The sequence below is a fragment of the Candidatus Hydrogenedens sp. genome (assembly GCA_035378955.1).
Taxonomy (GTDB): domain Bacteria; phylum Hydrogenedentota; class Hydrogenedentia; order Hydrogenedentales; family Hydrogenedentaceae; genus Hydrogenedens.
On sequence record DAOSUS010000050.1, the window covers coordinates 1 to 20,826 of the forward strand.

Annotated in this window: 15 protein-coding genes; 10 read left to right on the forward strand and 5 right to left on the reverse strand. The window is 38.2% G+C overall.

Going from position 1 to position 20,826, the window contains the following annotated elements; all coding sequences use genetic code 11:
* A partial coding sequence (locus tag PLA12_10180; protein HOQ32865.1) for a zinc dependent phospholipase C family protein occupies positions 1 to 1,315 on the reverse strand: 1,315 nt, incomplete at its 3' end.
* 156 nt (positions 1,316 to 1,471) lie between these two features.
* Positions 1,472 to 2,632: an anhydro-N-acetylmuramic acid kinase gene (locus tag PLA12_10185; GenBank protein ID HOQ32866.1), complete on the reverse strand. Its 1,161-nt coding sequence runs from the start codon at positions 2,630 to 2,632 to the stop codon at positions 1,472 to 1,474.
* A 144-nt stretch (positions 2,633 to 2,776) separates the two neighbouring features.
* Between PLA12_10185 and PLA12_10190 the strand changes: the two genes are divergently transcribed.
* Positions 2,777 to 3,748, forward strand: coding sequence for a DNA-processing protein DprA (locus PLA12_10190; protein ID HOQ32867.1), 972 nt, complete (start codon positions 2,777 to 2,779; stop codon positions 3,746 to 3,748).
* Positions 3,749 to 3,804: 56 nt separating this feature from the next.
* On the opposite strand, the gene PLA12_10195 is transcribed toward PLA12_10190, so the two are convergent.
* Positions 3,805 to 4,551, reverse strand: a complete 747-nt coding sequence (locus tag PLA12_10195; protein HOQ32868.1) for an adenylate kinase — start codon at positions 4,549 to 4,551, stop codon at positions 3,805 to 3,807.
* 173 nt (positions 4,552 to 4,724) lie between these two features.
* Between PLA12_10195 and PLA12_10200 the strand changes: the two genes are divergently transcribed.
* The 9 genes from PLA12_10200 (at position 4,725) to PLA12_10240 (ending at position 19,154) form a co-directional block, all read left to right on the forward strand.
* The gene (locus tag PLA12_10200; GenBank protein ID HOQ32869.1) at positions 4,725 to 7,391 is read left to right on the forward strand and encodes a hypothetical protein; all 2,667 of its coding nucleotides are present in this window, start codon (positions 4,725 to 4,727) and stop codon (positions 7,389 to 7,391) included.
* A 518-nt stretch (positions 7,392 to 7,909) separates the two neighbouring features.
* Positions 7,910 to 8,278 carry a hypothetical protein gene (locus tag PLA12_10205; GenBank protein ID HOQ32870.1) on the forward strand — a complete coding sequence of 123 codons (369 nt, stop codon included), beginning with the start codon at positions 7,910 to 7,912 and terminating at the stop codon, positions 8,276 to 8,278.
* Between the two features lie 109 nt (positions 8,279 to 8,387).
* Positions 8,388 to 10,571, forward strand: a complete 2,184-nt coding sequence (locus tag PLA12_10210) for a tetratricopeptide repeat protein (protein HOQ32871.1) — start codon at positions 8,388 to 8,390, stop codon at positions 10,569 to 10,571.
* A gap of 93 nt (positions 10,572 to 10,664) precedes the next feature.
* A complete protein-coding gene (locus tag PLA12_10215; protein HOQ32872.1) occupies positions 10,665 to 11,801 on the forward strand; it encodes a peptidylprolyl isomerase in 1,137 nt (378 codons plus the stop codon).
* A gap of 26 nt (positions 11,802 to 11,827) precedes the next feature.
* On the forward strand, positions 11,828 to 12,982 hold the full coding sequence (locus PLA12_10220) for a redoxin family protein (protein ID HOQ32873.1): 1,155 nt from the start codon (positions 11,828 to 11,830) through the stop codon (positions 12,980 to 12,982).
* Between the two features lie 17 nt (positions 12,983 to 12,999).
* Positions 13,000 to 13,554 carry a TlpA disulfide reductase family protein gene (locus PLA12_10225; protein ID HOQ32874.1) on the forward strand — a complete coding sequence of 185 codons (555 nt, stop codon included), beginning with the start codon at positions 13,000 to 13,002 and terminating at the stop codon, positions 13,552 to 13,554.
* A gap of 159 nt (positions 13,555 to 13,713) precedes the next feature.
* Positions 13,714 to 16,248 (forward strand): thiamine pyrophosphate-dependent enzyme, encoded by a 2,535-nt coding sequence (locus PLA12_10230; GenBank protein ID HOQ32875.1) that lies wholly within the window; start codon positions 13,714 to 13,716, stop codon positions 16,246 to 16,248.
* A 26-nt stretch (positions 16,249 to 16,274) separates the two neighbouring features.
* On the forward strand, positions 16,275 to 18,005 hold the full coding sequence (locus PLA12_10235) for a glycoside hydrolase family 31 protein (protein HOQ32876.1): 1,731 nt from the start codon (positions 16,275 to 16,277) through the stop codon (positions 18,003 to 18,005).
* A gap of 213 nt (positions 18,006 to 18,218) precedes the next feature.
* A complete protein-coding gene (locus tag PLA12_10240; protein HOQ32877.1) occupies positions 18,219 to 19,154 on the forward strand; it encodes a hypothetical protein in 936 nt (311 codons plus the stop codon).
* 40 nt (positions 19,155 to 19,194) lie between these two features.
* On the opposite strand, the gene PLA12_10245 is transcribed toward PLA12_10240, so the two are convergent.
* Both PLA12_10245 and PLA12_10250 read right to left on the reverse strand, forming a co-directional pair.
* The gene (locus PLA12_10245) at positions 19,195 to 20,334 is read right to left on the reverse strand and encodes a PLP-dependent aspartate aminotransferase family protein (GenBank protein HOQ32878.1); all 1,140 of its coding nucleotides are present in this window, start codon (positions 20,332 to 20,334) and stop codon (positions 19,195 to 19,197) included.
* A 23-nt stretch (positions 20,335 to 20,357) separates the two neighbouring features.
* The coding region (locus PLA12_10250; protein HOQ32879.1) for a CBS domain-containing protein at positions 20,358 to 20,826 on the reverse strand (469 nt) is incomplete at its 5' end.

A 20,826-nucleotide genomic window follows, 5' to 3' on the forward strand; every position in this document is an offset into this window, starting at 1 on the left:
AACATATTCCATGATTGGATGATGGCTTTTCAAGCCACTGATTGACAAAGTCGGAAATATTTATTTTTATCCATCCTATTTGAAACGGTAATTCACGAATATTGAGAGGGTCATCCGAAGTATTGATTTGGGCATTCCAGTTTGTTAATAAGGAAGGCACACCATCTATACCTTCAAACTCATCTGAGATCCCGTCTCCTTCTTCCCATGTATCGTTTATTTGTTGAACTTTTACACGAATAGACCCGGTTCCAATTCTTTTTATCTCTGCTAAATATAACCAGATAAAGGCTTCTTTTAAATCCTCCTTATTCCAATTTTTTGGTGTATCGAATTGAATTAAAATTTTATGCTCTTTATTTTGCTCTACCCCAAGTGTAAGATAGGGTTCTTTACCGGTGTTATTTTCCGGTTTTTCTTCTATAATCGTTGTATCTCGAATGGACTGGATAGGAACAAAATCATTGTTCTTTCGAACATACGGGGCATATTCCAAACTATTCTGTATAAAATAATCCCCTACAATTTTTGCAAAATAGAACTTCATAAACGCACTTACCGCAGATGCATCATGTTCCACACCTCCATAATAATAATCTTGGTAATGCTGGTATACCCAATTATGTTTCTGCTTCATTATCGAAAATTGGGTCATGGCAACGAGTGGTCCGGAAGCAAGATAACCTTGTTCCCGTGTACAGCCTGCTTTTAATTGTTCCAGAGTTACTTGTTTGTTTATTTTTTGGAAACAAGATAATATTGTTTCAAAGGGCCAAAATAGTTGTAATGGGATAGGAGGTGTAATTTCCTTTTCTGCAAACAGGAAAATATCCGTTGCAAATTCGGATTCTCCATGGGAAGACCCTCCTTCTTCGCGTGCCGAAGTCAAAAACGAACGATGTTTCGGTTCATCAAAATGCCAGGGAATATCAGATATATTATGCACAATCATTCCAAGAAAAAAGGCTAATTCTTTGCGTGCTTGTGCAGGAGATAACTCTGGAATTTTTTGTTGTAATACTTCCACATACGCAGTTATAAAAGGGTTCCAGTGAGAAGCCTCTGCACAATCGGGATTTATTTCTCCATATCCCCAGTCGGGAAAAGAACATCCCGCATAGAAAGCAGGATAAACCTCTTTATCTTTGAACAACTCCGCTAACTCGGGATACTGTTTTTCCCAATCCAAAATGTACTTCTGAATGGCCTCCATACCTATTTCTATATGTGCCCGAACACCAATAGCATCAACCCTGACACATACAAATAGACATAGAAGGATAAAAAGATATGTATTTCCGTTCTTCATTCGCATGTTTTTATTTCTATATAAAAATCGTTTTTTATATAAGACTATTTATCTACCTTTTTAGTTTTCTATTTGTTGAAAAAGAATAAGGATAACCTTCATGGAAAATAATATAGAAATTGTATGAAATAATGGTAAATATAAAAAATAATTTTTAAGTATTTATGGAGGGGTAATTTTTCCTAAAACAACAGGACGGGATGCTCCTGTTACCTGAGGTATATTAGCAGGTGTTCCACAGATGGTTTCATTCCCAAGAATAGCAAAGGAAAGTGCTTCGCGTGAGGAATTCGGTATTCCATATTGGTCGCTTGTAAACACCGGAATAGGTGCTAAACTTTTTGATAGCCACTTATGTATGGTTCTATTTTTGGCACCACCGCCACCAATAATAATATGGTCAATTGTATATTGAGGCTTAACAAATCTTTCATACGCATCAACAATGGTTCGAACCACCATAGTTGTCACCGTAGCGACAAGATCCTCAATGGGATATTCTTTACGACTGGCTAAAGCATCTCTCAAATAATTTTCTTCTCCAAAATCTTCTCTGCTGGCTGTCTTGGGAGGGACTTTTACGAAGAATGGATGGTCCAATAGATACTCTAAGAATTCATCAATAACCTTTCCATGTCTTGCCATGCGGCCATCACGGTCCATATTCTCCGCACCGCGTGTAAGAAGACGGACTGTTGCATCTATTGCTATATTTCCCGGACCTGTATCAAAGGCGAAAATTTTCTGGAAATCCGGGTCTATCACCGCCATATTGGATATACCTCCAATATTTATACAAAGGATAGTACGGTTAGACCTACGGAAAAGTATCCAGTCTGCATAAGGCATTAAAGGAGCACCCTGACCACCTGCGGCCATGTCACGGGCTCTAAAATCTGAAACTACAGGTAAACCTGTCCGTTCTGCAATTACCGCAGGTTCTCCAATCTGAAGGATACCAATTTTTGAAAAAGTTGGAGGGGCAAGATGGGCAATGGTATGTCCATGAGAAGAAATGAAATCTACTTCAATGTTTTGTTCTTTGGCTATCTTTATCATCTCCAGCGCCGCCTGTGCTAATAACTCTCCCAATTGAAAATTCAACTGACAGATTTCACGGTCTGTTTTATGTTCCGACAATAAAGCCAGACGGAAATCTTCATCGTAAGGAAATGTATTTGAAGCAAGTAATCTCATTGCCATTTCTGGACCTGTACCTTTAAGACGGACTAAAACAGCATCAATACCATCACAAGAGGTACCCGAAGAAAGTCCTATTATATAACGCGGTATTTTTTGTTGAAGTGCTTGCAAATCAAACATAAATTACTTTACCTTATGTATAAATTCAATTCATTTATATATTCTTTACATACTTATTATATAATTTATTGACACCATTGTCAATAATAAATATTCTTTAAAAACATTTTTTTATAAATAATATAATATTTATAATTCTCTTTTATGATATATAGTTCCTTTTCGTCAAAAAAGAACACATCACTTATAACTTCTGCCTGTTTATCTATTTTAAAGAAAACAAAGCAGTCCTGGAAAACGGTTCACTTATTGCTTTCCCTGGATGAGGAAAAAATCCTTGATATTTTTAATAATCGAAAAGATATTAAGCCATTCGATTTCAAAAGCATTTCTATTTCAGATATTGTTTTTCAAAAAATATCAATTATTAGCCAGAAAGATATTGAAGAAGCAGAACAATTATTGATGAAAGTGCAAAAAGAAGGCTGGAATATCGCTTTCTTTAACTCGGAATATTATCCCAAGCAATGGCTATATTTAAGGGGGCAATTGCCTCCATTAATATTTTTTAAGGGGATGCTGGATTGTGATAACAATAACCCAGGTGTGGCTATAGTAGGGACAACACAACCTACAAAAAAATGCATAGAGAAAGTCGAAGAATTAGTCAAGTTCATTATCCGTGCAGGTGCTTATCCTATTTCCGGAGGTGCTATGGGAGTTGACCGAACGGGACATGACACATCCATTCACATAGGAGGTTCGACACAGGTAATTATTCCCTGTGGTGTTTTTCATTACCCTATCCCCTATCATTGGGAAAGAGCGATTAAATGCAACAAAATGCAAGTTATTAGCCCATGGTTGCCTTCTGCAAAATGGGAAAGTCAACAAGCCGTCCGAAGAAATTTATTTATTGCATCCCTTGCTAAAGTTGGTTGCTTATTTCAACCAGCACATAAAGGTGGAAGTTTTCGTGTCGCTCAGGAAATATTGTCACGCCATTTGCCTGTGTTTGTGTATGAACCTTTATATCATGCAAAAATACTAAAACATCTCCCGCAGGTTTTACCCCTTGTAAACGATGAAGGGAAATTAAATTACACCCTGCTGGAACAAGCCCTAAAAAAGGTTAAAGACATCCAAGAAGAACCCGATAAAAATTTATTTAATTAGTCGAACGGGTCAGGAACTGGTCAGGTGAGTTTAGACCTGTTCGACTTTATTTAAAGTTAAATTCCCAATCTCTGTTTTAATAGTTGTTCTGTCTTCTTGAATACTTCATCAGGAGTGCCGTCGGCAGTGATAGTTAGGAGTAGTCCTTCTTTCTCATAATAATCTGCTAACGGGGCTGTGCTTTCTTCGTAGGTCTTCAATCGCACGCGTATGGCTTCGGGCTGGTCATCTTCCCGCTGGAATAATTCACCGCCACATTTATCACAAACACCTTCTACTTTGGGCGGGTTAAAAATAATATGAGCAGTGCCTTTACATTGTTTGCAGATTCTACGGCCACTCAAACGTTTTACAACTTCTTCTGTGTCCAATACATAATTCAGCACAACATCTAATTTAATATTTAATTCTGTTAATAGTTGTTTTAATGCCTCTGCTTGATGTACTGTTCGCGGAAAGCCATCCAGTAAAAATCCATATCCGCTACTTAAACAATTTCTTCGTTCCCGAACAAGGTTAATAACCGTGTCATCGGACACAAGTTTTCCTGCTTTCATCGCAACCATTGCTTCTCGCATAGCAGGACTTAACGATTCTTCGGGCGTATTTTTTGCTGCACGGAATACATCCCCTGTGGATAATTGGACTGCTCCGTATTTTTTGCTAAGATACTCTGCTTGCGTTCCTTTACCAATTCCCGGAGCCCCTAAAAGAACTATGTGCAACGGGCGAGCAGGTTTGGGAAGTTCACTTTTACATTCTGTTCCGTAAAGCCATGCATTTATGACACCTTCATTCGCCATAAGGATACCCTCCTGATTATTTAAGGTTTAATCTTTTACAAATTAATGGAATAGGTATTAGTATAGCAAAAAAGAAACCTTCTTTCATTTTTAAAGTCTTTTACTTGAAAGTTAAAATGTAATCACCTATACTCATAATAGGGGTAAACAAAATAATTATAAGGAGCGAAAAGATGAAAAAGATAAGAAAATTATTAGGAAGCCTGTTGATTGGTATAATTTTTATTTCATGGTATAGTTTTGCAGATATACTCCCTCTGAAACAGAACTGGCTGGTACAGACTTCCCGTGGTTTGAATGTTGAAGGAAATGTTTTATCCACTTCCGATTGTGTTACAGATAATTGGTACAAAACAGAAGTGCCCAATACGGTTCTTGCAGTGCTTGAAGATAATGGCGTTTACCCTAATTTATATTATGGAACAAATTTGAAGAAAGTACCGGGCTATCAAGATGACCTGTGGTTAATTATGCCGAAGGACAGTCCCTTCCGTGACCCTTGGTGGTATCGAACTGAATTTGTTGTTCCTGCGGATTGGAACGGTATGGAATGCACACTTCATTTTGAAGGTATTAATTATGAGGCAGAAATCTGGATGAATGGTCATAAGATAGCCGACCGTTCTGAAGTGCGAGGCATGTTTCGCAGGTTTGAATTTCCTATCTCGCAAAATCTGAAATATGGTGAAAAAAATACATTAGCAGTAAAAATTTATCCGCCGGGTCTTTTACCAGATAAGGATTACGATACAAAACAGATAGAAGCAACTACGGGTTGGGATGACCATAATCCACAACCACCCGATTTGAATATGGGGATATGGCAACCTGTGTATATAAAAACACAGGGAATAGTCGCATTACGGCATCCGTATGTTGAGACACAACTGTCCCTTCCTTCAATGGATTTTGCGGATTTAACGGTATCTGCCTGGATAACTAACATGAAGGAACAGGAAATAGAAGTTACGGTAAAAGGGACCATTGAAGATCGTGTTTTTGAACAGAATGTCAAATTAAGTCCAAAAGAAAAACGAGAAATTATTTTCAAACCAGAGGAATATCCTGCCCTACATGTTCTATCTCCTCGTATTTGGTGGCCTGCACCGTTAGGAGAACAGAATTTGTATACTCTCTCTATGGAAGTAATAGTTCAGGGAAAAGTATCAGATACCGCACAAACGCGATTCGGTATTCGGGATGTCCGCACAGAACTTAATGAAGAAGATTGGCGTGTTTATTATATCAATGGTGAAAAAATACTCATTCGAGGCGGGGCATGGATGACTTCTGATATGCTTCTGCGTCTTACTCGAAACCGATACGAAGCCCTAATTCGTTATGCGAAAGAAGCCGGACTGAACATGCTCCGTTCAGAAGGATTTTCCATTCGCGAGACGGATATGTTTTACGACCTCTGTGATGAATACGGGGTTATGGTTACACAACAGATTTTCGGCAGAACGATATTAGAGGAAGACTTAGCCATTCAGTGTATTGAGGATATGATGCTTCGTATCCGAAATCATCCAAGTTTGGTGCATTTCTTAGGACATGATGAAACATTTCCTTCCGAAAAGTTAGATAAAGCATATAAAGATTTGATTGCTAAACACCGTGTCCGCCGCACCTATCAGCCCCATTCAGGGACATTTGTAACAACGACGCGTCGTTCTACCGGTGGCACACGCACAGGAACGCGGGAACTATGGACATACGCAGGACCTTCTCATTATTACCTGAGAACCCACGATGGGGCATGGGGATTTGCTCAATCCGGAGGTATCGGCGGGATTATTGCAAGTCCTACCAGTTTAAGGCAGATGCTTCCAGAAGACCAACTCTGGCCTGCATTAGACACAGAAGCATGGTCATTTCATACCGTTACTCAAGGTGGAAGTTATTTCTACGCTTTGCGGGACGCAATGAATGATTGTTATGGTCCAGCCAAAGATTTTAATGATTTTTCGAGGAAAACAGAAGCCATGAACTTTAACAGTGCAAGAGGAATGTTTGAAGCATACGCACGAAATAAATATAAAGCCACAGGGATTACAACATGGAAATATGATACCGCCTGGCCTGCAGCTTTAAGTTGGCAATATGTTGACTGGTATCTCCGCCCGACATCAGCATATTATGGTGCCAAGAAAGCATGCGAACCTATTCATGTCTTATATGCTTACGATGATGAATGTATATGGGTCGTGAATAGTTATAGAAAAGATATAACAAATTTGCGGGTATCCGCAGAGGCGTTTAATCTTAATGGAGAAACCTTCTGGTCACAGACAAAGGAAAATATTGCAGTAGATAGGGACGGAAAGATAAAGATTTTTGAAGTAAATATCCCAGAAAATCAGCGAAAACCCATGTTTTTCCTTCGTCTCCAACTATTTGGCGAAAACAATCAACTTATTTCCACAAATACCTATTGGCTCTCAGCAACGCCGGATATACCCGGGGATAGTGGACATAATCTTAAAGGAATTTTTTACACCCGACCCAAATCAAAAGCGGACTTTACCATGTTAAATGAATTAGAGAAGACAAAAATACATGTTGAAGGGAAAGAAACTTCAAAAACAGAAAAAGAGCGGATATTTGATATGCAAATAAAGAATATCGGTAGTAGTATTGCATTTATGCTCATCCCTGAACTGTATGCCCCCGACAAGCCCGGTTTCGAATTACCACGGGTTTATTGGTCAGACGGAGGGATTATCTTACGACCATCCGAAGAAATTACTATACAGGCAAAGGTGCCAGAGGATACTCTACCGAAAAACACAACACCCTTGTTTAGTGTCCGTGGTTGGAATGTCCAACAAATGCAATGAAAAAACAAAAAAGCCTGATGACCTCATGACAGATGTAGATAAATTATCCTCTATATTAGGTATTACAATCTTATCTGTATTGCATATATGTAGAGATAACAAATTATATTGAACGCTTGACTTATCCTTATAATTAGGAAGAATTACCCTTGTATTTAAATGTAATTACGAATTATCTTACACAACTCTATTCTATTTGTCTCGTATCTCTTATTTGTCCCATCGGTCTCATGTATTTTATAGGACGCTGATAATATCTTTTGTGAGACTTTATTACACAAAATTAATTACATATTTAGTAAAGTATTTTTCCTTCTTGCCGATAAATATATTGAATAATGAATATGGGACAGTTGAATACAGCAATTGTATCCCGATGATTACACGCCTATCGGGAAAACAGTCTCATATTCTTACCTCCTTGAGTGCGTCATAACTTATCCCGTTATGACGCCATTTTTTTTGTATCAATAGTTTTTCTCTCTGTATGATATTACTATTGGTATGGAGTTTAATTAATGAATTTTTACAAATGTGATGCCTGTGGTAGAAATTTGAAGAAAGAAGAACTTCGTTATCGTGTCAAGATAGAAGTTTCCGCAATATACGAACAGAACGAAATTCATCTGGCTGATTTAATTCGAAATCATCAACAAGAAATACTACAATTGTTAAAAAGAATGGAAGAAATGAGTGCCGATGAATTGGAGGAACAAATTTACAAAAGTTTTGAATTTGACCTCTGCCCTACCTGTCACCGAGAGTATATAAAGTCCCCTCTCCATCTTACCGCAAGAAGCCCTCTTAAAGATGATGAGCAAAACACATATAAAATAACAGAAAGATTTTTACACTCATTGGTATTTGAACAAGAAAAAAAAGATTGAAAGATTATTATTGACAAAAAATTTTTGCTATAATGATTTAAATTTTTTAGCACTGATTGTGGAAAAATACATTTATAAACAAAAAATTTTTCACCGGGAGTTATGATGAATGAGTAATGAGATGCCCGAAGAAATAGGTATCGGGGGAACATCTCTCAGTGACATTCTTGAAAAGGAATGGCAAAGCAAAATTGCAATGGTGGTGGAGTTGTTCCGGTCAAGGTCGTTTGCCCAGGCTTTGCCTCTCGCTCAGGAAGCATTACAATATGCAGAACAAAATTTTGAAGAGAGCGACCCTCGTTATGCCATCAGCCTGAATAATATGGCAGAAATATTAAGGGGACTTCGAAAATATGTGGATGCGGAAAGATTTGCCCAAAGGTCGTTGGATGTTCGCAGGAAATATTTAGGTGAAGAACATGAAGATGTAGCGAATAGTTGGCATACATTAGGGGTAATCTGTCATGAACAGAAAAAATATGCGGAAGCGGAAAAAGCCCACTCCAAAGCATTAGAAATACGAAGGAAAGTTTTGGGGCAAAGGCACGCCGATGTGGCTCGTTCGTTATATAATCTTGCGGGTTTGTATTTGACCATGAGGAAATATGCCGATGCGGAAAAGTGTTGTCAGGAGGCATTAGATATTCGCGAAAAAATTCTTGGTCCTTTTCATCATGATGTTGCTGCAACAGTTCAATTATTAGGAGATATATATCGGCAACAAAACGACCTGGTTCTGGCGGAAAGTTTATACCGCAGGGCACTGGAAATACGGGAAAACACATTAGGACCCAATCATCCGGAAACGGCATTTACATTGAACGCCTTAGGGGTATTATGTCATGGACAGGGAAAAATTAACGAGGCAATTTCTTATACAGAACGAGCTGTTCATTTGTATAAAACGATCTGGGGTGCTTCGAATTTAGATGTAGCCCGTGTCATTCATAACCTGGCGGGTTATTATCGTGCAGTAGGCAAATTTTACGAAGCAGAAAAGTTATATCAGGAAGCCCTATCCATCAAACAAAACATGTTGCCCCCAAAACATCCGGATATGGCAATCACTTATTATCAATTAGCAGAGTTATATAAAGTTCAAGGATTTCCACAAAAAGCAGAGCCTTTGTGTGTGAAATGTCTCGAAATCTGGGAAGAGGCGTATGGTTCGGATGATGTTCATGTCGGTAATGCTTTATGTATTCTGGCGGAAGTATCGAAGTTTCTGGGGAAATTAGAAGAATCGGAAAAACATTACAAACGGGCGTTGGAAATCTGGAAAAAAATTTATGGTCCGGAACATCCGAATATAGCAACAACATTAAACAATTTAGCAGAAACTTATCGTTTTCAAGAAAGGTATATAGAAGCAGAAAAATTATATCTTGATGCAATAGACCTGTGGCGAAGAATATCCGGACCGGAACATCCCAATGTGGCGATGGTTCTTGCTAATATAGGCGAATTGCGACAAACAGAAAGAAGGTATGAGGATGCTGAAAGGTATTATAGGCAGGCATTACAAATACTGGAAAAAAGTTTAGGGACATTCAACAACGCTGTTGCCACATTGTATCATCAATTAGCCCGATTATTTGAATGCCAGGAGAAATACCCCGCTGCAGAAAGCTTGTATCGTCGTGCTTTAGAAATACGCGAAAAAGTTTTAGGACCGCTTCATCCTGAAGTTGCCACAATACTCCAAGATTTAGAAGCGTTATATCTGGCACAAGGGAAATATGCCTCCGCAGAGCCACTATATTTACGCTCAATTACAATATGGAAGACAGCCTTCGGCGATATTGACCATCCCGATTTAGCCAGGTCTATGAATAATCTGGCAGGTGTCTATCAATCTCAGAGAAAATATAAAGAGGCTGAAGAATATTATTTAAAATCTTTAGATATGAAACGGAGATTTTTCGGCCCTCAACATCTGGAAGTTGCTAAAACAATGAATAATCTGGCATCCCTCTATTGCGACATGAAACGCTATCAGGAGGCAGAAGTGTTTTTCCAGGATGCATTGGCTATCAAACAGCAATTTTTAGGGGCAGACCACCCTGAATTAGCAACTACCTATAACAATATGGGACTGCTATATCTTGAAATGAAACGATATAAAGAATCCGAACTTTATTATATGAAGGCATTACAAATCTGGCAGAAAACCTGGGGTGAAAAAGACCCCTCTGTAATACTGGTTCTGAGGAGCATGCAGGATTTATACAATCGGAGTGGTGAAAGAGAAAAATTAGAAATGATTCGGCAGAAACTAACCGCATTACTTTAATTATCATGTCCCTTATTACCTATTTCCTTTCGTAAAATAATATAATATTTAAAAAAGTAAGATGAAATATTTCTTTATAAAACGGTTATTAGAATGAAAAAATATCTGTTTGTAATACTTGTTTTTATTATCCCGGCTTGTGGGCGAATTGGAGACCCAGAGACTATTAAGGTAGCAAGGATAGATAATGAATATATTACACGCGGGGATTTGTATAAAATCCTTCGAGAAATGGATGACCGTGAACGACCTAAAATTACCAGTCGTGGTGATTTTTTGCGCGTGTTAAATCAACAGATTGACCTGCGAATAAAAATCCCTTTAGGGAAAAAATTGGCGGAGGAAGGGAAAATCAAATTAAATCGTGATTTAGCACGGGAACAGTTTTTCCGTAGCTCCGGTGATGAACAGGAACAATTAAGGTCTATCTGGGAAATCCCTATACCTGAAGGCGATACGGTAACACCTCTTATGCAGGTATATAATTTAACTCCTGCTACATTACGGACAATGAAAGAGTATATCGAGCAGGAAACAGATAGAATTTATGAACGGTTATTGGGAGACCAGGCAATCGCTTATCTGGTTGGGGAAGATGTAAAAGCAGGGAAATTAAATGTTACACAGGAAGAATTGCAACGGGAATATAATTTAAAAAAAGATGATTATCATATATACGAGTCTATAAAATTTCGAGGGATTTTTGTCCCGACATCTGTTCCCAATTCAGCCAAAATATGCTCGGAATATCGAAGTCAAATAGACTCGGGCAAGAATTTTGATGACCTTATCAACGAGATACTCTTACAAAAGCAATCTACTGTAATTGCACCTGAGATACAAAATATTAAGATTAGTGAAAGTGAAATTGAAAACAATCCCAATTCAGCCCGTTTCCGTGGTTTCTGGTCTGTGGCTGAAAGTGTAGAAGAAGGAACTATTTTGGGTCCTGTATATATGCCTGAATTTCAAAGTATGGCTCAAGATGAAAAAGGGAATATGAAAACTCAGATAATGCCTGACTCTTATGTCATATTAAAAGTTCTGGAACATCGTCCGGAACGAACTCCTACGATAGATGAAATTAAACATTTACTTGTGGCTCCTATTTTGATTGGTAAAAAAATGGAGGAATTAAGGAAATTACATAACGTTGAAATTTATGAAAAGAACCTTCCGGAACCTTCCTCCGCTCGTGACCAATTTACAAATCCATGGGAAGAACTTTAAAAACAAAATAAATGAAAGGAAACTTTATGAATTCAATGGTCATTTTTAAACAGGTTATGATTGTGTTTGTTCTTATCGCATTGTTTGCTTACGGAGAAGAGACCCGCGATAGCAAGCAGATATTTCTTGACGCCGTAAAGCCTTTAAAAAATGCTGAATCTTATGAGGTTGAAGCAAAAGTTGTTTATTCTATCCATTCAGAAAAAACAGGTGATAAACCTGTAGAGATAGAACAAAAATTTAAAATTATTTCAAAAGGTAATGATTTAAACTTCTTATCGGTAGAAACCCAACAACAGGGGAATATTCAGATTTTCCGTAATGGCTCCAATTTAACCGTTTACTCAGAAAAAGATAAGAAATATATAGAACGAGAAGCCCCTAAAAATCCAAAATTGTTTTTGCTCATTGGGGGACCCGATTTGTTAGATTCTATTATCTTTGGAGACACGGAACTTCCTTCATCTCTTACAATTCAACAAGCAACCGAACCATCTGGAGCCCCAACACAAAACAATGAAAGTCAATTCCAGATAAAAATGGATAAAGGAGGAGAAATTAAGGTGTGGCTCGCTATGGGAAATGAACCTAAACTTACAAAAGTGCAATCCGAACTGCCCTCTAATGGTATTTCTTCAGGAGGAATTATGAATATTTACTTTGATAATTGGAAATTGAACTCTGTCAAGGATGAAAGTATATTTAAATTTAACCCTCCGGAGGGTGTATCCAAAGTAGAAAAGAAAAAAGATGAAACGATAGAACAAAAAGCTCCAGATTTTACCCTATCCACTCTCGATGGTAAAAAAGTTTCCTTAAAAGATTTTAAAGGTAAGAAAGTTGTTGTGCTGGACTTCTGGGCAATATGGTGTCCCCCTTGTCGTCGGGCCATGCCAATCGTTCAGGAGGTAAGTAATGAATTAAAAGATAAAGATGTAGTTTTCCTGGCTGTAAATGTTGATGAAGATAAAGCAAAAGTTCCCGATTTTGTTAAAAACGCTGGTATAACTTTAACAGTGCTTCTGGATACAGATGGTAAAGTCGCTAATTCTTACAATGTAACAAGTATCCCGCGTATGTTTATCATAGACAAGAATGGAATTATTAAGGCGGGACACTCCGGATTTTCTGCTGAAATGAAGGAAGAATTAAAAAAAGAAATATTGGAAGCGTTAAAATAAGATTAAATAAAGATAACTTGGACAAGGATTTTAATAGGTCAAGTTGGGGAAAAACTATTTGGGTAATTGCGTTAATTCTTATTGCCGGGTATTTTTCAGTCTCTTATGTTCTCGGTGTTAAGGAAAATTCCCATCCCCTCAAAGGACAGAAAGCCCCAAATTTAACGATTAAAAAGATAGACGGCTCAGAGGTGGAATTATCTTCTATCGTAAAAGGGAAAAAAGCAATTGTTATTGATTTCTGGGCAACCTGGTGCGGACCTTGTAGAAACGCTTTACCTGCTTTGGAAAAGTTATCTCGTAACTATGACCCCAACCAAGTTATCTTTCTTGGAATAAATGTATGGGATGGTAAAGTAGAAGAAATAAAAAAATTCTTAACGGAAAAGGATATAAAAACCGTTAATATATTTTTAGAGAAAGATGAAGAAACCAGCCAGAGATATTCTTTTAATGGTATTCCAGCCATCTTCGTTTTAGATGAAGATATGAAGGTTAATAATTACTTTTCAGGCTATTCTCCTTATACAGATGCACAAATAAAAAGAGCCATTGATAAACTCATTAAATAATTTTCTATCTTAAAAATTTAATTTCATCCCTATTCCTTACACAAGAACAAAAACCCTTCCGCTTGTAAGTTTTTGCGTAATTGATTTATACTATTTTGTCTTCACAGGCAATATCGGTTAAATAGTCAAATCTTGTTTTTTTAATAAAAGGAAATAAAAATGACAAAGAAAATACTTATATCTCCCCAAGAAATGCGTCAAAAAGGTGAAATTAAGGTAAAGAATATTCCTGTAAATCAGTATCAGCGGAATTTGAAACAGGAATTAGAGGCAAATGAGGGGATAACACCAGAAATAGCGATACGAATATATCGTGATATGGTGATTATTCGTGAATTTGAAACAATGCTGGATAAGATAAAAAAGTTAGGTTCGTATGAAGGGATAGAGTATCAGCATGCAGGACCAGCACATCTCTCTATAGGCCAGGAAGGAAGTGCCGTTGGGGAATGTGTTTTTCTTCGTGTTTATGACCACATTTTTGGTAGTCATCGTAGTCATGGAGAAATCATTGCAAAGGGATTGCGTGCTATTCGCGATTTAACGGGAAATCATCTTACTGAAATAATGAAATCCTATTGGGAAGGGAAGATATTACAGGTTGTTGAAAGTCATGAACCGGACTGGTCTCCTCTTGTTGTAAAAGGAGAAAAAAACAAGGTTCTTTTGAAAACAAATGAGGAAGAGGAATTAGGAATTGATTTTTTACTGTATGGACTGTTATCGGAAATTTTCGGGCGCGAGTATGGTTTTAATAAAGGGATGGGCGGTTCTATGCATGCCTTCTTTACACCGTTTGGTGTATATCCTGCTAATGCAATTGTAGGAGGAAGTGCAGATATAGCCACAGGTTCCGCTTTGTATCGGAAGGTTCGTAAATTGAAGGGTATTACTATAGCAAATATCGGAGACGCTTCTGTGGCATGCGGACCCGTATGGGAAGCAATGATGTTTTCTGTAATGGGACAATATAAAAATCTGTGGGATGATGAACATAAAGGCGGATTGCCCATCGTCTTTAATTTTATGGATAACTTTTATGGGATGGGTGGACAACCTATAGGTGAGACCGCCGGTTTTGAACGATTGGCACGCGTTGGTTGCGGATTAAACCCTGAAAATATGCATGCAGAAGTAGTGGATGGAAATAACCCCTTAGCCGTTGCCGATGCTTATCGGAGGAAAATGCCCTTATTAGAAAGTGGGCAGGGTCCTGTATTGCTGGATGTAATATGCTATCGCCAATCCGGACATTCTCCGAGCGACCAATCTGCCTATCGCGACCATGAAGAAATTGAAATGTGGAAATCCGTTGACCCGATAATTGAGTTTGCAGAAAAGATAAAATCAGCAGGTTTAGCCACCGAAACAGAATTAGAAAAAGTCAAGGCGTATGCCCAGAAGAAAGTGAAAAAAGCATGTCTATTAGCGACAAGTAGTGAAATTTCACCCCGTATGCGTTTAACGCAGACTTCAGGTCTTGCCAATTTAATGTTCTCAAATAAGGAGGAAAAAGAACTGCCCGGACTGGAAAGCCCTTCGGATGTATTAATTCCTTATGAGGAAAATCCACGATTAAAGAAGATAGAGAAGAAATCACGGGTGGGCATAGATGAAAATGGCAAACCGTTAAAAGCAACTCAAGCAGTTACCTTTGGAGAAGCCATTTTTGAATCAATTTTATACCATTTTTATCATGACTCAAGGCTCATCGCTTACGGTGAGGAAAATCGGGATTGGGGTGGTGCTTTTGCCGTATATCAAGGTTTAACAGAAGCCCTTCCCTATCATCGCCTTTTTAATTCACCCATATCCGAAGGTGCTATTGTAGGAACAGCAGTTGGCGTTGCTATGGAAGGAGGAAGACCCTTAGTAGAATTGATGTATTGTGATTTTATGGGTCGAGCAGGGGATGAAGTATTTAACCAATTACCCAAATGGCAAGCCATGTCCGCTGGTGAGTTAAAAATGCCGGTAGTCCTTCGGGTATCTGTCGGAGCAAAATATGGTGCCCAACATTCACAAGATTGGACGGCGTTATGTTCACACATTCCGGGTTTGAAGGTTGTTTTTCCCGCAACGCCGTATTCCGCCAAAGGACTTATTGCATCTGCTTTGAGTGGTAGTGACCCGGTAATTTTCTTTGAAAGTCAACGGCTTTATAATCAGGTAGAAATTTTCCACAAACAAGGTGTCCCTAAAGAATATTATAGATTGCCGATTGGAGAGCCAGAGATTATTAAAGAAGGAAAAGACCTGACCATCATGACTTTTGGAGCAACCCTCTACCGTGCTTGGGATGCCGCACAGCGTTTTGAAAACGAATACGGGATTAGTGTCGAATTGATAGATGGGCAAACACTTGTGCCTATCAATTACGAACCTATAGTCAAATCCATAAAGAAAACAGGAAAACTCATCCTTGCAAGCGATGCTTGTGAACGAGGTAGTTACTTACATACCGTAGCGGGACAATTAACTCAAATAGCCTTTGATTATCTGGATGCCCCTATTTGTGTTATCGGGTCCCCCAATTGGATTGTTCCACCTGCCGAATTGGAAGAAAGTTACTTCCCTCAACCATTCAGTTTTCTGGATGCCTATCACCAGCAAATTAAGCCCCTTCCAGACTATGTCCCTAAAACATATCGCACCCAAGAAATCTTTATTCAGTTAAATCGCAAAGGTGTATAATTAAACCTCATTAAAAAGGTCAAACAGTGTTGAGAATTTTATTAAAAATTTTAAAGTGGGCTGGTATTACTTTATTGGTATTTTTTGTATTTATTTGGTTTTGGATTATCCTCCCTTTTTGGGGTATATACCCGCTTAATTACAACCGATACACAGAACGGACAAAAATTCCTTCCTGGGTCCTGGAATGCTGGGTTTGGGAAGATGACCAGAATACAGCCGATTTTACATTGGAATTGGTGAATGGATATATCGAAAATGATTTTCCTGTCCGCACGGTTCTGATTGATAGTCCCTGGTCGCTTCGCTATAACGACTTTACAGTGGACGAAGAGCGATTTCCAAATCCGAAAGAATTTTTTAAATATTTTGAAGACCGAAATATCCGTGTGGTTCTTTGGATGACCAGTATGGTTAATAGTGAAAATCCGGATACTGCTATAAAAAATGCAGAAGACTTTTACCAGGAAGCCCGTAACAAAGGGTATTTGTTAGGAAATGGCAGACAGGTTCGCTGGTGGAAAGGTAAAGGAGGATTTATTGATTATACAAATCCACAAGCAATGCAGTGGTGGCGTTCTTTACAAAATCAGGTGCTTAATTTAGGCGTAGACGGCTGGAAATTGGATGGTTCTGCTACATTATTACGAACATCACTGGGTCCCCTTCCTATGTTTTATGTCCGCGGACATAAAGGTATTGTAACTACTCGAAAATATATGGATTATTATTATCGGGAAGAACTGAATTACGGTAAATCTGTAAATCCTGAATTTGCTACATTAGCCCGCTCTATTGATTCACCTACTCCCTGGGCACACCCCGAAGGTTTTGCCCCGTTAAATGCGTCTACAGTAAACTGGGTTGGGGATAATAAATACGAATGGGAATACGAGAAACGTGGACTCGAAAGGGCTATTTATTATATCCTGCGAAGTGCCAAATTGGGATACTGTGTTATAGGTTCAGATATTGCAGGTTATCACGGAGCAGAACCTATTCCTGCAGATTTATATATCCGCTGGACACAGTTTTCTACCTTCTGCGGCTTATTTCTGAACGGTGGACACGGCGAACGGAGAATGTGGAAACGCTCCGAATTAGAATTTGATTTGGTTCGGAAATATTCATGGCTACACACAGAATTATTACCCTATATGTATAGTTATGTAGCCCAATGGTCCGAAGGTGGAAAGCCATTAATGCGACCCATGAAAGAGGGAAAATATCAATATATGTTCGGTGATTACCTGTTAGTGGCTCCTATTTATCAAAAAATAAGCACGCGTTCTGTTGTTTTACCCAAAGGAAAATGGAGATGGTGGTTTAGCGATACACAAACTATAGAAGGAGGGCAAACAATAACAAATTCGTATGAGATTGACAAATACCCTGTTTTTATCAAAGAAGGGGCTATTATACCGATGTATATCAGTCGTTCCTATACAGGTATCGGAGACAAAGACTGGGAAGGATATTTAGTTCTGAATATTTACCCTGAAGGAAATAATTCATTTACAGTGCATTACCCCGACTATTCAGGACAGATGACAGTCAAAGTTTCCAAAGGAACTGATTTAACCATTGAGATGGAAGGGCTTATAAAACCGCATATCCTCCGCATTCTTACTCCTCAAAAGCCCACAGAAATTTTAAAAGATAACGAACCAATTACCGATTTTATCTACCAGCCCGAAAATCAAAGACTAATTATCAAAAGTTCCGACACCACCACAAAAAAATACACCATAAAATAAAGTAGATTTTTCTGAAAAAAATTTATGTAAATCTTATGGTTACATCTTAAAACCCTTGTCTATCTTACCGTAAATTTTTTAGTTATATTTCTTTTAAAGAACAAAACCATCTATTTTATTAAGTTTTAGGTTTTGTTGTTAAGTTTTAAAATGGTTGTGTGGTAAACTAAATAATAGATGTTCCTTTTTCGTTTTATTATAAGGAGATATAAAATGAATTGTAGCGGACAAATAAAAAAAGTTGTTTATAGTTTGAGTATAGGGGTGTTTTTATTTGTTAATACATCCCTTTTTGCACAAATGGATGAAAACAATTTATCAGAAAATTATCCGAATTTATACGGAAGCAGGCCGTTATTGGATAATCAATTTACGGTAGGTGGACGAAAACTTAAAAATATCCAACCGCAATATGGAGGGAAAAGAATTGATGAGAGGGCTCTGTATAACCCGCGTTTAGATGAGGCTTTTGATTATATGGGAAAGCCACTCTATTCCCCCAATCCATATAGTTACCCACGACTGGTAAATCCGTATGTATATAATCCGCAAACGATAACTGAACAACCTCCAATCACATCGTTCGCTCCGTATAGGGCTCCTAATTATCCTATTTCACCAGAAAGCAATGCATCTGTTTCACAAAAACAACAGAAGGAAATGGTTTCTATTTCTCCCATCATCCCGGCTATTATCGGGGCTATTGATGCTATGTATCGAGAGAACAAAAATGAAAAAGAGGGCTTTTCTGGGTCTAAACAGTTATCTTTAGATGGATGGTATGGCGATATTCGAGCAATATCAAAACAAAGCGGTCGTTTCAGTTTCCGTAATACGAATGGAGAAACTGTATCAGGAACATATTCTATAATAGGTTCACGGATTAATTTTAATATTAATCATTACGGAAAAGAAAAAACTGAATACTGGGCAGGTAGTAGTTATCAATTGGGTTCAGGTAGCAATATAAATGTACGTAGTAATATCGGTTCTATTACAGGGTCATCTTCATCTTTTGGCGACAATTACAGGTATCAATTCAATACCCCTAATCCTAATTATGAGGTAGAAATCCGCAATACCAGTAAAACCTCCCAATCCATCCGTGTAAAAGGCGATAACAATTATCAATACGGCTATATTAACTAATATTAAGTTATATATCTGTATCTTTTATCCGTCTTTTTTGTTATCCCAATGCTTGACAGAGGTCGGAAAGGAGATCATTGATGTCTTCAATACCAATGCTAAGACGGACAAGGGTTGGGGTAACGCCTAATTTTTGTTTTTTCTCTTCCGATAAACCTGCGTGAGTCATATAATAGGGAACGCAAAACAGAGATTCAACTGCCCCTAAACTTTCTGCAAGTGTGAATATTTTTGCCCGTTGGTAGAAATTTTCAAGTGTTTCCATATCGTTCAGTTCCATTGAAACCATTCCTCCAAATCGGAGCATTTGTTTCCGTGCAATATCCAGAATGGGTTCTTTTCCCAGTCCGGGATAGTAAATCTTTTTGATTTTAGGATGATGAGCAAGATATTGAACAACCTTTTCTGCGTTATCACAATGGCGTTCCATTCGCACATGGAGGGTTTTAATCCCTCGTAGTAGCAGATAGCAATCAAAAGGTGATGGGACTGCACCTATACTATTTTGTATCAGATGGATGGCCTTGATGTCTTCTGGATTTTTAACGGTAACAGCACCTCCAAGCACATCGGAATGCCCTCCTAAATATTTTGTGCTACTATGCACTACATAATCGGCTCCTAAAAGTATCGGCTTTTGTAGATAGGGTGTGGCAAATGTATTGTCCACAGCAAGTTTAAGTCCATATTTTTTAGAAATCTGTGCTATTGCCGATATATCAACAATATTAAGCAATGGGTTTGTCGGGGATTCTACCCATATAAGCCGGGGCTTTTTTAATTTTTGAATTGCCTGTTCAAAGGATAGCGGATTGTTATCCTCGGCGTATGCTACCTCGATACCCCATTGAGAATATATCTTATCCAGCAGGCGCACTGTTCCTCCGTATAAATCATGCCCTGCTACAATACCATCGCCCGGAGATAGTGTCTGTATAATTGCAGATATAGCCGCAACACCGGAAGCAAAACATGCTGTAGCAGAACCTTCTTCCAATTGGGTAATACATTCCTCTAAACTTTTTCGCGTTGGATTTTGTGTCCGTGTATATTCAAATCCTTTGTGTTTTCCCGGCTCCAATTGCTGGAATGTTGTAGCAAGGTGAATAGGTGTAACTACGGCACCGGTTAAAGGGTCGGGGGCCTGTCCCGCATGTATAGCACGAGTACCAAATTCCATGTTCTCTCCTTTTGCCTTATGTTTTATTTTTCCATCTGTTTTCGCAACTGATAAAAGTATATCAAATCTGTGCGAGTAACAATCCCGATTAAACGATTCTTTTGTCGAATAATAACCGCAGGGTTCCCGGCTAACAATAAACGATATACTTCCTCCGTTTTTGTTTCGGCGTCAAGCACAGGTAGAGGATGTGCCATTATCTCAGATAATGGTGTCGTTGGCAATTTCCCTTGATGTAAGGCATGCATAATTGTGATTTCTTCCACAGAGCCAATAACTTCTTCTCCCTCTACAATCGGTATTTGCGATATGCTTTTTTCACGGAACAATTGAATAGCAGTTTCTAAAGTCTGTTCTTTATTTAATGTCCAGATATGCCCTTCCCTACCTAAAATTTCGAGGACTTTCCCGATATGGGTCTGGTCTGGCGAAATATCGGTAAAACCATTCTTAAACATCCATTCATCATCATAGGCTTTACTTAAATAATTT